The following is a 14,370-nucleotide window of genomic DNA, read 5'->3' as shown; positions in this document are numbered from 1 at the left end:
TTGCGCTTACGCAGCGCGCTCGCGCGGCGGTGCGACCAGGCGCAAGGGACGCCGGGAAATGTGGAATACCAGTGGCGGTTTCATCCATGCGGTTTCGCCATCCATCGCCACCTTCACTTGCCGGCGTTGCTTGCGTGCCAGCGGCTCTACGATCAGGCGGGCGCAATTAAATTGCGTAATTTTTTCTGAACCGGAAAGTCGCCCGACCATTGCACGCAGGGCCAGTACAAGGTGATGCAGCACCGGTGCCGGCGGCATGACGAGTACCGCCAATTGTTGCGCCTCTTCCCCGGCCTCGAGCAACCCCACATCTTGAAGTTGCAGCGCGTTGTTGCCAACAAACAGGGTGCAGGCATGCAGGACGTCGGCATCGTGTTTTCCTTCCCCGCCGGAATGCTCGATGCGCAGCAGCATATCGGTCTGCCGTTGCACCAGCGATACCATGGCTGCCCATAGTGCCACCAGGCGGCTGCGGCCATAGCGCCGCTTCATTTCTTCGCGGTCTTCCAGCAGTTGCGGGTACAAGCCGATGCTGGCGTTGACGAGAAAGACCTGGTCGTTGAGCTGCCCAAGCTGTACCAGGCGCTCATCTCCGGCCTGCGCGCTTGCCATCAGTGCTTCTATCGCCGCAAGCGGGTCCTGGGGCAAATTGTTGTCGCGCGCAAAATAGTTAAACGTTCCCATTGGCAATACGCCGAATGCCAAACCCGCGGCAACAACACGCTGCGCCACCGTGCGGATAGTGCCGTCGCCGCCTGCGGCCACGACAATGCCATCGCACTCGCCAGCGCGACGTACCGCCTCGTCAATCCGGTCAGGCAGGAGCCGCGGATGCGGGCACGACAGAAACTCATGCGGCTGGTCGTGCTCCTGCATCAGGCTTTCCAGCTGTTGTTTGGTGGCGGACGCATTGTGCGCGCCGGAACCTGCGTTCATGACAATGAAGAACGGTCGCCGCAGGTTCGGGCGGTTGGCTTCATGAATACTGGAGGGTAGTGTCATTGCGGGTGTCGTTCCGGCAGTTCAATCATCACTTGGCAAATCGCCGCCGTTATTATCCCATCAAGTTTAAATCAGTCCCGTTCGATTCCATCGAGCCTGTCAGGCTGGCGAAAACGCGCATCTCGCGTCTTGCCTCGTTTAATTTGATGCGCGCAGCATCCACACGCCGCGCAGCAGGACACGCTGCACGCCGCGTTATGCGCCATGGCAATTTGAGGATTGGGCACTGGAGGGAGCCAAACATATATACTCGGTACTCGATTTATCATGACGCACGCCGGCGAGCACGCAATGAGACTGACTACCTACACCGATTACGCGCTGCGCAGCCTGATTTTCCTCGGCATGAACCGCGACCGGCTGGTGACGATCCAGGACATCGCCGACCTGCATGCGATCTCGAAAAATCACCTGATGAAGGTGGTGCACCAGCTCGGCGTGACCGGCATGGTCGAAACCTTGCGCGGGCGCAACGGCGGGCTGCGGCTGGGGCGCGAACCGGCGGACATCAACATCGGCGACGTGGTGCGCCGTACCGAGACCGATTTCCACATGGCCGAATGCTTCGATCCCGACAACGTCGGCTGCGCCTATTCGACCTCGTGCACGCTCAAGGGCGTGCTCGGCGCGGCCACCGCGGCTTACCTGAACGTGCTCGACGGCGTGACGCTGGCCGACATGCTGGTCGGCGTCAAGCCGCAGCCGGGCCACTCGAGCCCGGTCGTCTTCGCACCGCGCGCACCAAGGGCCGGCTAGCGCTCAGCGTCCGAACAGCCGGCCCATGCGTCCGACCGCTTCTTCGATGCGCGACAGCTTCGTCGCATACGACAGCCGCACGTGCCTGGCCGGCGCCGCCAAGCCGAAGTCGGCGCCCGGCACGATGGCCACACCGGTTTTGCCCAGCACGTCTAGGCAGAATGCCGCACTGTCGCCGCTATCGTTGTGGGCGACCGCGCTGATGTCGGCGTAGACATAGAAGGCGCCGTCCGGCATCACCGGCACGGTGAAGCCGATGGCGCGCAGCGCCGGCACCAGGAAATCGCGGCGGCGCTTGAATTCGTGGCGCCGCTCCTCATACAGGGCGATCGAGTCGGGATGGAAGCACGCCAGCGCCGCATGCTGGGCAATCGTCGACGGGCAGATGAACAGGTTCTGCGCCAGCTTTTCGAATGCCGGCACGAGCGCCTGCGGCACCACCAGCCAGCCGAGCCGCCAGCCGGTCATGTTGAAGTACTTCGAAAAGCTGTTGACGGTGATGACGTCGGCATCGAAGTGCAGCGCGCTGACGGGCGGATGATCGTACGACAGGCCCTGGTAGATTTCGTCGATGATGGCAAAACCGCCGCGTTTGCGCACTGCCGCCAGCATCTGCTGCATCTGCGGGCCGGTCATCGAGGTGCCGGTAGGATTGGATGGCGAGGCGACGATGACGCCGCGAGTGCGATCGCTCCAGCGCGCCTCCACATCGTCATGCGTGAGCTGGTAGCGCTGCGCCGCGTTCGACGGCACCAATACCGGCTTGCCGCCGAAGGCGGCGACGAAGTGGCGGTTGCATGGATAGCAGGGGTCGGGCATCAGCACTTCGTCGCCAACGTCGACCAGCGCGGCGCACGCCAGCAGCAGTCCGGCCGAGGCGCCCGCGGTGACGATGATGCGGCGTGGGTCGACGTCGACCCCGTAGGCGCTGGCGTAGTGGCTGGCTATCGCCTCGCGCAACGCGGGCAGGCCGAGCGCGTCGGTGTATTGGGTGGCGCCGGCGCGGATCGCATCGATCGCCGCCTGCTGCACCAGTTCGGTGGCGGTAAAATCCGGTTCGCCCACGCTCATGCTGATGACGTCAGTGCCGCAGCGCGCCAGCGCGCTGGCCGCCTTGACTACTTCCATCACGTGGAACGGTTCGATCGAATGGACGCGCTGCGCCACTTGCAGCGCGCGCGAAGCCTGGTGTGCTGGAGTGCCCGGTGGGTTTGTCGACATGCTGTTATTCAATCGGTGCTGGTAGGGCCTGCCATCTTATACGAATCCGTGCGGGCCGAACCGCTCAAGGGCCAGTTGGGCGGCGAACTGAATCAGCCGGCCTATGCTGACCCGAAGATGGATCTGAGTGCGCTGGCGCCCTGCGACGTCAAAAGCGAGCCCAGTGCGCCGCAGTTGACGACGACCGTCAACCAGAATGCCGTGCGAAAAGATTGCTTCTTCGATTTGTGGCGCAGTACCTGTTGCGCTACCAGGGCGCCTGGCCAGCCGCCAACGAGGCCCAACGCGTGCAAGGTACTTTCTCGGGTTCTCCTATGATTGTTCCGGGCCGCGGATTTATCGACCGCGTAGGCAATGAACGTGATAACGCTGGCGCCAAGGTAAACGCCGAGGACCAGAAGGGGCAATTCTCCAGCGAGGACAAAAACAGCCATCAGGCTGAGAAAACCGGTTGCGGCGACCAGCGCGCCGGTTCGGGTATGAGGGCGGGCTTGACGTGAGGCCCCGTCACGCACGAGAGCGACATTTTCGGCACGGGGCTGGCCATTTTTATTGATGGTCAGTTGATAGGTGACGATGTCGTTTTCGGCAGGGCGAATCCCTCTGATGGCAAACGATTTTATGTGCGCAAAGACTGCCGGTCCGCCGCCGTTCTGGGCAATAAAACCGAATCCTTGATCAGCCTTCCAGGAAGTTATTTTTCCCTGGTACCGGGGCGTTTTCTGGATTCTCATCGTGGGTTTATTCATTTTGTGATGCGCCAGTGTAATCGGAGTCTTTTTTATCAACAACTATTCATTTGACCATTCGCACTGCGTTCACGGCAGGGCGCCAACGGGGCGCTGCGAACCATCAGTTTCCCTTTGACGGTGTCGCTCAGGGTGCTACCCGGTTTGACAACCGGGCTGCATCCGCGTAGACTAAATCGGTTACGGTCTACAGTTGTATATGAAAATTTCCCGCACATTACGTCTACTGACAGCCATTGTCGCGATCTTCGGTATGCTGTTCATGCAGCTTGCCGCGGCATCGTACGTGTGCCCGGGAACGTCGCCTGAAAATCAACACCACGCCGCTTCGGCTACGCCAATGCCAGCAGACATGGCACACTGCGACGGTATCGATCCGGCGCAGCCGACGCTTTGCCACGTGCATGTGCATGGTGAGAGCGTCAAACATTCGCTCGACAAGACGCCGGTGCCCGATGTGCCGCCGTTCGTGCCTGTCGTGCTGGTGTTGGACCTGGAGTTTTTCGACCTTGTTGCTCCTGCTGTTGCCCGCCAGGCCCGCCCGCCGATCGCTTTGGCGCGTACCTGCGCCCCGCCGATTGCCATCCGCAATTGCTGCTTCAGAATCTGATGTTCCAGGCTGCCTGATTCGTCATCGTGTCGCCCTTGCCGGCGAGCGCGATGTTGTCCGTCGCACCCTGGAGGTTCCATGTCATCCCCAATCTTCGCGCAGGGTCACCTGCGCTCGAACTGTTTTCGCCTCGTATCTCACACCACGCTGATAGTGTCGGTCTTCGCCAGCTTTGGCGAGGCGATCGCCGCCCCGCCGCCGCTCACATTTGGGCAGGCCCAGCAACAAGCGGTCGCCCGTTCGCGCCAGCTGACGGCCCAGGACCTGGCGATCGCCGGGTCGCGCGAGATGGCTGTCGCGGCTGGCCAGCGGCCTGACCCCATGTTAAAGGCAGGCATCGACAATGTGCCGGTCAGCGGTGCCGACCGCTATAGCCTGGGCGGCGACTTCATGACCATGCGCCGGCTCGGCATTTCGCAAGAGCTCACGCGCGCCGACAAGCTGCAGTGGCGCGCCGCGCGGTTCGAGCGCGAGGCGCAAAAGACCGAGGCGCAGAAAGATGTCGTCCTCGCGGCGATCCAGCGCGATACGGCCATCGCCTGGCTGGAGCGCTATTACACCGAGCAGATGGCGCTGCTGGTCGCCCAGCAAGCGGACCAGGCGCGCCGGGAAATCGACGCTGCCGAGGCAGCCTACCGGGGCGGGCGCGGCACACGGGCCGATATTCTCGCGGCGCGCTCCGCGCTGCTGATGCTTGGCGACCGTGCCAGTGAAATCGATCGCCGTGTCGACGTCGCCCGGGTCATGCTCGCGCGCTGGACCGGTGCAAGCGGCGACCAGGTTTTGGAAGGAGTACCGGAACTCGACAAAATCCGTCTCGATAGCGCCACGCTCGACACGGCCCTCGCGCATCATCCGCAGGTCGCGGTACTGAACCGGCAGCAGGAGGTGGCGCGGGCGGACGCCAATCTGGCGCGCGCAAACCAGCGCGCCGACTGGAGCGTGGAAGTGGCGTTCCAGCAGCGCGGTTCTGCTTACTCGAACATGGTCTCGGTCGGCGTATCCGTGCCGCTGCAGTGGGATCGCGCGCATCGGCAAGACAGGGAGCTGGCCGCCAGGCTCGCCACGGTAGACCAGGTGGCGGCCGAACGCGACGAGCTGCTGCGCGAGCACGTCGCCGAAACGCGCGCCACGGTCGTCGAATGGGAAAGCGGAAAAGAACGCGTTGGCCGCTACGAGCGTGAATTGATACCGCTCTCCGGCGTTCGCACGGGCGCGGTCCTGGCAAGCTACCGCGGCGGAAAAGCGACGCTGACCGACGTACTCGCAGCCAGGCGCAACGAGACCGAGGTGCGCCTGCAAGCGGTCCAATTGCGGATGGATACCGCGCGGCTATGGGCGAAACTCAATTACCTGTTTCCCGAGCGCGCAAACGAAGGACATCGCACCATGATCAGCAAGGAATCGAAATGACGAACAACAAGGTTCTGGCGTTGATCGCCGCAATCGCCATGGTGACCGCGGCCGCTGGCTACGGCGCTTACCGCTTCGGTCTGGAGCAGGGTATGAAGGGGTCGAAGGGGGCGAAGGGGGCGCTTGCGATGCCGCAGCCGCTTTACTGGCACGACCCGATGGTCCCCGGCCAGCGGTTCGACAAACCGGGCAAATCGCCTTTCATGGACATGCAACTGGTTCCGGTGTATGGCAGCAGCGGCGGCGACGCGGTTGACGGCGCTGTATCGATCAGCCCGCGAGTCCAGCAGAACCTGGGGATGCGTACGGCCCTTGTGACGAGCGGCAAGTTGTCCGCCGGCGTTGTCGCGGTCGGAAACGTGGCCTACAACGAACGCGATGTGGCGCTGGTGCAGGCGCGCAGTAACGGGTTTGTCGAGCGCCTTTACGTGCGCGCGCCGCTTGATCCGGTAAAAAAAGGACAGAGCCTGGCCGAGTTGTACGTGCCCGACTGGATCGCCGCACAGGAGGAATTTTTGGCGGTGCGTGGCATGGCGGGAAGCGGCATGGCGCCGCTGGTCGACGGCGCGCGCCAGCGCATGCGCCTGGCCGGCATGACGGACCAGCAGGTGCGCCTGGTCGAATCGAGCGGCAAGGTGCATGCGCGCCTGACGATTTTTGCGCCCGTCGGCGGCGTCATCGCCGAGCTTGGCGCGCGCGAGGGGATGACCGTGACGGCGGGAGCGCAACTGTTCCGCATCAACGGCACCCGCTCCGTCTGGATCAATGCCGAGCTGCCGGAAAACGTGGCGGCGAAGGTGCGTGCGGGCGATGCTGTCGAAGCGCGGACGCCGGCGCTGCCGGGGAGCGTCTTTACGGGCAAGGTCGGCGCCATCGTGCCTGAAATAGACGCCGCGACGCGCACCCTGAAAGCACGCATCGAGATGGCCAACCCGAACGGCAAACTGGTGCCTGGCATGTTCGCCACGCTGACGTTTGCCCCAAGCGACGGCGGCATGGACGTCTTGCTGGTGCCGTCCGAGGCGGTCATACAGACCGGTACGCGCAGCGTCGTCATGCTTGCCCGGGAAGGCGGCAGGTTCATGCCTGTCGACGTCGAGACCGGCAGCGAAAACAACGGCCAGACCGAGATCCGCAAAGGCCTGGTCCTCGGGCAAAAAGTCGTCGTATCCGGTCAGTTCCTGATCGACTCCGAGGCCAGCTTGAAGGGAACCGCGCACCGTAGCACCGAAGCGCCGCACACCGCCAATCCGGCCCCGCTGCATCATGGCGAGGGCCGGGTCGAGCGTATCGGCAAAGACGAGGTCACCATTTCGCATGGCCCGATTGCTTCCCTGCAGTGGGGGCCGATGACGATGCCGTTCAAGCTGCCCGCGGGCTTGGCCGGCAAGGTCAGCGTGGGCGAGCGCGTCGCCTTCGATGTCATACGGCGCAACGACGGCAGCTTCGAGATCGCCGCGATGACCCCGATTGCCGCCATCAACATGCCATCAACGCCAGCGGGAGCGAAGCGATGATCGCAAAATTGATCCGCTGGTCGATCGCGAACCGCATCCTGGTACTGCTGGCGAGCGTGTTTGTGACGGCGTGGGGTATCTGGTCGCTGTCGAAAACGCCACTCGACGCGCTGCCCGACCTGTCGGACGTGCAGGTCATCATCCGCACCACCTATCCGGGGCAGTCGCCCCAGATTGTCGAGAACCAGGTCACCTATCCGCTGACGACGACGATGCTGTCGGTGCCGGGCGCCAAAACCGTACGCGGCTATTCTTTTTTTGGCGATTCGTTTGTGTACGTCCTGTTCGCAGATGGTACCGATCCATACTGGGCAAGGTCGCGCGTGCTCGAGTACCTGAGCCAGGTCCAGGCGCGCCTGCCGGTGCAGGCCAAGACAGCGCTCGGTCCCGACGCCACGGGCGTGGGCTGGATTTACCAATACGCGTTGGTCGACCGTAGCGGCAAGCTCGATTTGTCGCAGCTGCGCGCCTTGCAAGACTGGTTCCTGAAATTCGAGCTGAAGGCGGTTCCCGATGTGTCGGAGGTGGCCAGTATCGGCGGCATGGTCCGGCAGTACCAGATCGTGCTCGATCCCGACAAGTTACGCGCCTATTCCATCACGCACGGCAAGGTGATCGAGGCGGTGCAGCGCGCCAACCAGGAAGCCGGGGGGGCGGTGATCGAGCTCGGCGAGGCCGAGTACATGGTGCGCGCGTCCGGCTACCTGCAGTCCCTGAGCGACTTTCGCAGCATACCGCTGACGAGTACGGACGCCGGAGTATCGGTGCGCCTGGGCGACGTGGCGCGCGTGCAGATCGGGCCGGAGATGCGGCGCGGCATAGCCGACCTGAACGGGGAGGGCGAAGTGGCGGGCGGCGTGATCATCATGCGCTCCGGCAAGAACGCGCTGCGCACGATCGACGCCGTCAAGGCCAAGCTGGCCATGCTCAAGCCGGGCCTGCCGGCCGGCGTGGAAATCGTCCCCGTGTACGACCGTTCCAAGCTGATTAAGCGCGCGGTCAATCATCTTCAAACCAAGCTGATCGAGGAATTCATCGTCGTTGCCATCGTCTGCGCGCTGTTCCTGTTTCACCTCCGCTCGGCGCTGGTCGCCATCGTGTCGCTGCCGCTTGGCATACTGATCGCCTACATCGTCATGTCCTATCAAGGCGTCAACGCCAACATCATGTCCCTGGGCGGCATCGCGATCGCCATCGGCGCCATGGTCGATGCGGCGGTGGTGATGATCGAAAACGCCCATAAGCACATCGAAGCATGGAACCGCGCCAATCCCGGCAAAAAGCTGGCCGGCGAGATGCAGTGGCGCGTCATCGGCGACGCCGCCGTCGAAGTTGGCCCGGCACTGTTCTTTTCGCTGCTGATCATCGTGCTGTCCTTCATTCCGGTATTTACGCTCGAAGCGCAGGAGGGGCGCCTGTTCGCGCCGCTGGCGTTTACCAAGACGTACGCGATGGCGGCGGCGGCGGGCCTGGCGGTCACGCTGATCCCGGTCTTGATGGGCTACCTGATCCGCGGACGGATTCCCGCCGAACAAAGCAATCCGCTCAACCGCTGGCTGATCGCGCTTTACCGCCCTGTGCTGGAAATCGTGCTGCGCCGGCCGAAGGCAACCCTGGTGCTGGCCGCACTGTTCGCCCTTGCGACGATCTGGCCCATGGCGCGCCTGGGCGGCGAATTCATGCCGCCGATGGACGAGGGCGATTTGCTGTACATGCCGTCCGCCTTGCCGGGCTTAGGGAGCGGCAAGGTCGCCGAGCTGCTGCAGCAGACGGACCGCCTGATCAAAACCGTGCCGGAGGTGGAAAGCGTGTTCGGCAAGGCCGGCCGCGCCGAGTCGGCGACCGATCCGGCGCCGCTGGAAATGTTCGAGACAACCATCCAATTCAAGCCGCGCGACCAGTGGCGGGCAGGCATGACGACCGACAAACTGGTCGAGGAGCTCGACCGCGTCGTCAAGGTGCCGGGGCTGTCGAACATCTGGGTGCCGCCGATCCGCAACCGCATCGACATGCTGGCGACCGGGATCAAGAGTCCGGTCGGAGTAAAGGTCGCCGGCGCCAGTTTGCAGGAGATCGACCGCATCACGGGCGAGATCGAGCGGGTGGTCAAACGGCTGCCGGGCGTGTCGTCCGCGCTGGCCGAGAGGCTCAATGGCGGGCGCTACATCGATGTCAAGATCGACCGCGATGCGGCGGCCCGCTATGGCATGAACATCGCCGACGTGCAGAGCGTCGTTTCGAGCGCGATCGGCGGCGACAACATCGGCGAGACGGTAGAAGGGCTGCAGCGTTTTCCGATCAATGTCCGCTATCCGCGCGAGATACGCGACTCGGTGGAAAAGCTGCGCGACTTGCCGGTACTGACCGGGCGCGGCGCCCAGATACGGCTCGGTGACGTCGCGGCGATCAGGATCAATGATGGTCCGCCTATGCTCAAAAGCGAGAACGCGCGCCTGTCGGGCTGGGTCTACGTCGACATCCGTGGGCGCGACCTGAGCTCGGCCGTGCACGCCATGCAGCAGGCAGTGGCCAGCGAAGTGAAACTGCCCCCCGGCTATTCCGTGTCCTGGTCCGGGCAGTTCGAATACCTGGAACGGGCGACGGCAAAACTGAAGGTCGTCGTTCCGGCGACCTTGCTCATCATCTTCGTGCTGCTGTACCTGACGTTCAAACGCATCGACGAGGCGGCGCTGATCATGGCCACGCTGCCTTTCGCCCTGGCGGGCGGCGTCTGGCTGTTGTGGGCGCTGGGCCACAACCTGTCGGTGGCGAGCGGCGTTGGCTTCATTGCGCTGGCCGGCGTGTCGGCCGAATTCGGCGTGATCATGCTGCTGTACCTGAAGCATGCCTGGGAGGCCAAACTCGCACGAGGGCCGGTAAAAGGCAGGCCATGCGAGGCCGATTTGCTGGACGCCATCCGGGAAGGCGCCGTGCTGCGGGTGCGGCCGAAGGCGATGACGGTAGCGGTGATCATCGCCGGCCTGGTGCCGATCATGATCGGCTCGGGCACAGGTTCCGAAGTCATGCAGCGCATCGCCGCCCCGATGGTGGGCGGGATGATCACCGCGCCGCTGCTGTCGATGTTCGTGGTGCCCGCGCTTTACCTGTTGATGCGCCGCAGGCAGCTTCGCGCAACGCTTGCCCTGACAGACGTTGACGGTCAAACCGGTAAGAGTCCCGGGTTAGTAGACCTGCCGCTTGACGCACCTTGACTTGCTGCCGGTGAGGGTGCAAGTGTTGCGCACCCTGCCTTCGGTATCCCACACTTTTACCGCCCACTGCTCAGCGTCGGTGCGTTCCATCGTCATGTAGCCGAAGCCGTCGACCCAGGAACTGAGGGTCTCGACCATTGCACCGGGGGCCGGCTGGGCGGTTTCCGGCAGCGTCTCCGGCAACGGTACGATGTCTTCGAGGGTACCGGAAAAACCGCTGATGAACTGGGTGGGATGAGCGCTCGAAAAACTGACCTGTTGCCACAAGTGGACGTGGCCGGACAGCACCGCCTTGACCGCTTTCGGCATCAGGCCCGGGTCGATGGTGCCGAAGGCGTCCTGCAAACCCTTGTCGCCGTTTAACAACGACACCGCGCCGGACTTGTCGCGGGTCGCGCCGAAACCGAGGATCGGATGGTGGAAGACGGCGATGTTGTATGGCGCCTGGCGCGACAGCGCTTCCATCTTGCGGTAGCTGTCGGCAAATTTCGCCATGCGCGCGTCAAGCGGCGCCAGTTCCTTGTAGGTGGTGCTGGAGGTGTCGAACACGATCAACTGGGCGCCATCGCCAAGCGCGACCGGGTACGGGTCGCTGAAGTCGCCAATGCCGTCGTTGGCGGCCTCGTTGCAGTCGCGCCCGTTCTGCAAGGGGCGTGGGTCGAGGAAACGCAGGAACCCCTGGCCTCCGCGCGCGCACGATTCGTGGTTACCGCGCGCCATGACCCACGGCGCCGCCTTCAGCAGGCTTGACGCGGGGGTGAAAAAGTCGGCGTCCCAGGTGTCCCAGCCATAGCCCCAGGGGCTGCCGGCGCAACCCGGGCGGTCGGCCGGGCAGGCGTTTTCGCGGTAGTGGTAGTCGCCCACGTGCACCACCAGGTCCGGCTTCCAGGCAGCGGCGAGGGCGGCGATGCGGGCGAACGGGTAAGCGTCAGGGCGGTTGCAATCCTGGTAGTCGCCGGTGTTTTTGAGCCGGCAGCCGGTGTCGCCGATGACGACAATGCGTTCGGGACTGGCGCGCGGCAGCGGCAGCGATTGCCCGCCCACCGAGGCCCGCGCGGTGCCCGCCGGGATCCGCGCTTCGCAGGCGAGCACGGGAAACGCGCTTGGCTTGGAGTCCTTTGGCAGCGACACGGTCGGCCGCTGGGCGATGGTTGCAGCAGGCGAGCGTACCGACATGACGACGTCAACCCCATCCATGCGGATCGTTGGGCAGGCGGCGCCCGCGGTCAGCACCCGCGCCACGCCGGCACCGTCTTCGCCCATCACGACGAACGACGACAGTGTCGGCTGCGGGGCCAGCGCGGCGCAGCCGGACAGCGTGGCGAAGGCGGCGAGCAGGGCGCCACGGACAGATACTGAAAACAGTGGGGGCATGGCGGATCAGTATAAGGCCACCTCGAATAACCGGACTTTTCCGTAGTAAGGCCGGCAGTCAAGATCGGCTGCGTGACGCGCGTTCGATTTTACTGCTGATTTAAGTAACTCTTATCAGTCGACTGGCTGCTTCGGCAAGCCTTACCACGCGGTTGGCGGCGCGGTTTGACGCTGCTTGCGCGTTTAGAACGCTTTGATGCCTCGTTCTTTCAAATAGACGAGTCGCTGCAAGTTGTAGCTGGCAGTTTTGAGGTGCAGCGAGAAGGTGGCGCCCACGATTCCCATGCAACGCACGAGTTTTCCACCCATGTGACGCATGGCGCCGAAGACGTGTTCGATGCGAGCACTTGGTGTGGCGATACGGCGGTTGCGCTGTTTTTGTGTCTCGGAGATCGGCTTGTTGGCACTTCCTTTGCGCTGGATTTGTAAGCGCTATCCAGCCGCTGTGAGCGTCGCTTCAGGCTCGGCGCTCGGGTAACCTCAGTCGGCATAGACGTCGCGGCTGGTGTTGTTCGGATCGAGCAGATTTTCAAACACGACGCTGTCGGACACGGCGGCGTTGGAGATGATCACTTTACGCGCGAGCTTGTGGCGCTTGTCGATGCTTGCGTGAAGCTTGTAGCCGAAGTGGCTCTTGCCATGCTTCTTCGTCCACTTGGCGTCGACGTCTTTTTGGGCTCGCTTGTGCGCCTTCCAGGCAATCGGCACGGTGCCTTCCTTGACTGTGTCGGCTTCCTCGCGCTTGTTGCGCTGCACCGGTGCCTGTACCAGCGAAGCGTCGATGAGTGGATCGCCCAGCTTCGAACGTCGGTTGCCACGTTCTTCTTCGGCAAACAGGCTGGGCTTGGGCATCATCATCGGTCGGGCTCCTCGTTCAGGTCGGTATCAGAATTTTACCGACTTCGTCGCAGATGCGGCGGGGGGTAGAGGTTGCCTTAATTGTTGAGATCGCCCCTGATTGCCGACCCGGTGGCAATCGCTTTAAGTGAATTGCCGAAAGCGAAGACGGAAGCCGCGAGTAGTCCAAAATCTTTCAGCAAAAATTGGCCGGGCATCACAGAAAGACCAGGAAACCCTATGCTTGGCTCGAATACACCCGGCGTGGAAGCCATGAGCGTCAATGTTATGACAAAGAGACCTGCAGACAGGAACGCGCCTAGTGCGGACAGCTTCGGGGACAGGAAGCGGGCAAGTATCAGTACGCCAATGGAAATCTCCAGTACGCCGAGCAAAGAGGAGAAGGTACGCACCGAGAAAATTCCATAAAGCCATCCGAGTACCGGACTGTTTGAGACAAGCGGTACCAGTCCTTGTGCTTCATAACTGGTGAACTTCATGCCGCCGAACCAGAAATAAATGACAGCCAATGCAATGAAAATGCTTTTGACGCCCACCGCTTCCAGTCTCGCACTGAGCACTTCGGCAGATTGGGAACGCGGCAGGACTGCTCGTGTATTAATGGAGGAATTTGTGTCGCGGGACATAATAGTTTTCCTTATAAAACTAGGGATGCGCTGAATTAATCAATGTTCCCTAGGAGATATCTTAAACTAGGTGCGGAGGATACCATCGGTTTCTGGAGCTAGAGCTAGAGATTTGATTATAGAGCCTTGTGCGGTAGTGCCGCTCGCAGGGATCTGTGCGGGGGGGCAGGAGGCAACTTCTGGCCCAATGTCGTTTCGAGTGGAACTTGACAGGTCGCATTTTTCCCGCCCAGGCCCGTTGCTCATTGGCACGCCGCCGCAGCAACGGCGTTTTCGGTGTAGTCAAGGGCGGGCGACGCCCGGCGCAGCGAGCCCTTGACGGCGTCGAAAATGCCCTTACGCTCAAGGGCTTAGGGTCGGATGCGGGTTTTGCATCCAGCCCACGAGCCCGTCCGGCGGCAAGGACTTCCCCGCCCTCGGGGGCGGGGTTAGGGGGGAATTCACACGATTTGGCAGCACCACGCTTCCGCTGCAGTACAAAGTTCCACTCGAAACGGCATAGATGTCTAGACTCGTGGGATCATGTACCCATCCGTAGCTGGCCTCTTCAGCTTCATTGTCCGCGCCGGCTCGCGGCAGCTTAATCCTAACCCGCCCGCGCGGGCCGGACTGCTCTGCGCGGATCAGCCGTTGGTCGCCGAGCCATAAGGAATAGCGCTTGGTGCCTGCGCGCACCCGGAATGTGTCAATCGCTTTGAGACAATGAAATTGATGAGTTTAGTGTCTAATTCTCTGTATTCCCTCCGCTTTCCGGTGCCGATTTTGGCATGTTAATGCCGGCCACAGTTGGCAATGCGGGCGGGCGTGGCTGCCGATGTTTGAATCGGTTGGGATGGCGTGTAAAGGCGTCTTGCAGAACGATTGCGCGCTGATCGTAGATCGCGGTAGCAACGCCTGCGTGCATGGCCGCCGGCGTCACGTAGCCGATGCCGGAGTGGCGATGTTCGTTGTTATACCAGGCGAAGAACGTTTGGCAGAAGGATCGTGCCTCCTCGATCGACTGGAACCGGGCCGGGAAGCCGGGTCGGTATT

Annotated in this window: 13 protein-coding genes; 6 read left to right on the top strand and 7 right to left on the bottom strand. The window is 62.7% G+C overall.

All coding sequences use genetic code 11. The features are described from left to right. Window positions 1-6: 6 nt before the first annotated feature. Window positions 7-1,002: a diacylglycerol/lipid kinase family protein gene (locus CR103_RS12125; RefSeq protein ID WP_099916247.1), complete on the bottom strand. Its 996-nt coding sequence runs from the start codon at window positions 1,000-1,002 to the stop codon at window positions 7-9. 291 nt (window positions 1,003-1,293) lie between these two features. Here CR103_RS12125 and CR103_RS12120 point away from each other — a divergent pair, with 291 nt between their 5' ends. Then, the gene (locus CR103_RS12120; RefSeq protein WP_099916305.1) at window positions 1,294-1,758 is read left to right on the top strand and encodes an RrF2 family transcriptional regulator; all 465 of its coding nucleotides are present in this window, start codon (window positions 1,294-1,296) and stop codon (window positions 1,756-1,758) included. Window positions 1,759-1,761: 3 nt separating this feature from the next. On the opposite strand, the gene CR103_RS12115 is transcribed toward CR103_RS12120, so the two are convergent. Together CR103_RS12115 and CR103_RS12110 are read right to left on the bottom strand one after the other, a co-directional pair. Continuing rightward, the gene (locus CR103_RS12115; RefSeq protein WP_099916246.1) at window positions 1,762-2,979 is read right to left on the bottom strand and encodes a pyridoxal phosphate-dependent aminotransferase; all 1,218 of its coding nucleotides are present in this window, start codon (window positions 2,977-2,979) and stop codon (window positions 1,762-1,764) included. A gap of 101 nt (window positions 2,980-3,080) precedes the next feature. Continuing rightward, entirely contained in the window at window positions 3,081-3,713 is a 633-nt protein-coding gene (locus CR103_RS12110; protein ID WP_099916304.1) for a DUF1294 domain-containing protein, read from the bottom strand. Between the two features lie 214 nt (window positions 3,714-3,927). Between CR103_RS12110 and CR103_RS12105 the strand changes: the two genes are divergently transcribed. The 4 genes from CR103_RS12105 (at window position 3,928) to CR103_RS12090 (ending at window position 10,480) form a co-directional block, all read left to right on the top strand. Continuing rightward, a complete protein-coding gene (locus CR103_RS12105) occupies window positions 3,928-4,338 on the top strand; it encodes a hypothetical protein (RefSeq protein ID WP_143752586.1) in 411 nt (136 codons plus the stop codon). 78 nt (window positions 4,339-4,416) lie between these two features. Continuing rightward, a complete protein-coding gene (locus tag CR103_RS12100; protein WP_099916244.1) occupies window positions 4,417-5,751 on the top strand; it encodes a TolC family protein in 1,335 nt (444 codons plus the stop codon). Further along, window positions 5,748-7,268, top strand: a complete 1,521-nt coding sequence (locus tag CR103_RS12095; protein ID WP_099916243.1) for an efflux RND transporter periplasmic adaptor subunit — start codon at window positions 5,748-5,750, stop codon at window positions 7,266-7,268. The genes CR103_RS12100 and CR103_RS12095 overlap by 4 nt, the downstream gene beginning before the upstream one ends. Next, complete coding sequence (locus tag CR103_RS12090) at window positions 7,265-10,480, top strand: efflux RND transporter permease subunit (RefSeq protein WP_229443030.1); 3,216 nt, start codon at window positions 7,265-7,267, stop codon at window positions 10,478-10,480. The genes CR103_RS12095 and CR103_RS12090 overlap by 4 nt, the downstream gene beginning before the upstream one ends. On the opposite strand, the gene CR103_RS12085 is transcribed toward CR103_RS12090, so the two are convergent. After that, window positions 10,451-11,854 carry a metallophosphoesterase family protein gene (locus CR103_RS12085; protein ID WP_099916242.1) on the bottom strand — a complete coding sequence of 468 codons (1,404 nt, stop codon included), beginning with the start codon at window positions 11,852-11,854 and terminating at the stop codon, window positions 10,451-10,453. The genes CR103_RS12090 and CR103_RS12085 overlap by 30 nt on opposite strands. 165 nt (window positions 11,855-12,019) lie before the next feature. Here CR103_RS12085 and CR103_RS24120 point away from each other — a divergent pair, with 165 nt between their 5' ends. Next, window positions 12,020-12,283: a hypothetical protein gene (locus tag CR103_RS24120; protein ID WP_370659438.1), complete on the top strand. Its 264-nt coding sequence runs from the start codon at window positions 12,020-12,022 to the stop codon at window positions 12,281-12,283. Window positions 12,284-12,334: 51 nt separating this feature from the next. Here the strand turns inward: CR103_RS24120 and CR103_RS24115 are convergent, their stop codons facing one another. The 3 genes from CR103_RS24115 to CR103_RS24110 form a co-directional block, all read right to left on the bottom strand. After that, window positions 12,335-12,712: a transposase gene (locus CR103_RS24115; RefSeq protein WP_099916241.1), complete on the bottom strand. Its 378-nt coding sequence runs from the start codon at window positions 12,710-12,712 to the stop codon at window positions 12,335-12,337. 77 nt (window positions 12,713-12,789) lie between these two features. After that, window positions 12,790-13,338, bottom strand: coding sequence for a YkgB family protein (locus CR103_RS12075; RefSeq protein ID WP_099916240.1), 549 nt, complete (start codon window positions 13,336-13,338; stop codon window positions 12,790-12,792). A 724-nt stretch (window positions 13,339-14,062) separates the two neighbouring features. Then, window positions 14,063-14,370, bottom strand: a 308-nt coding sequence (locus CR103_RS24110) for an integrase core domain-containing protein (RefSeq protein WP_143752585.1), incomplete at its 5' end; no start/stop codon positions are given.

The organism is Massilia psychrophila (assembly GCF_002760665.1).
In the GTDB taxonomy this organism is placed as follows: domain Bacteria; phylum Pseudomonadota; class Gammaproteobacteria; order Burkholderiales; family Burkholderiaceae_D; genus JAFCUW01.
The sequence above is the reverse complement of the archived record's forward strand: the minus strand, read 5'-3'. Positions and strand labels throughout refer to the sequence as shown.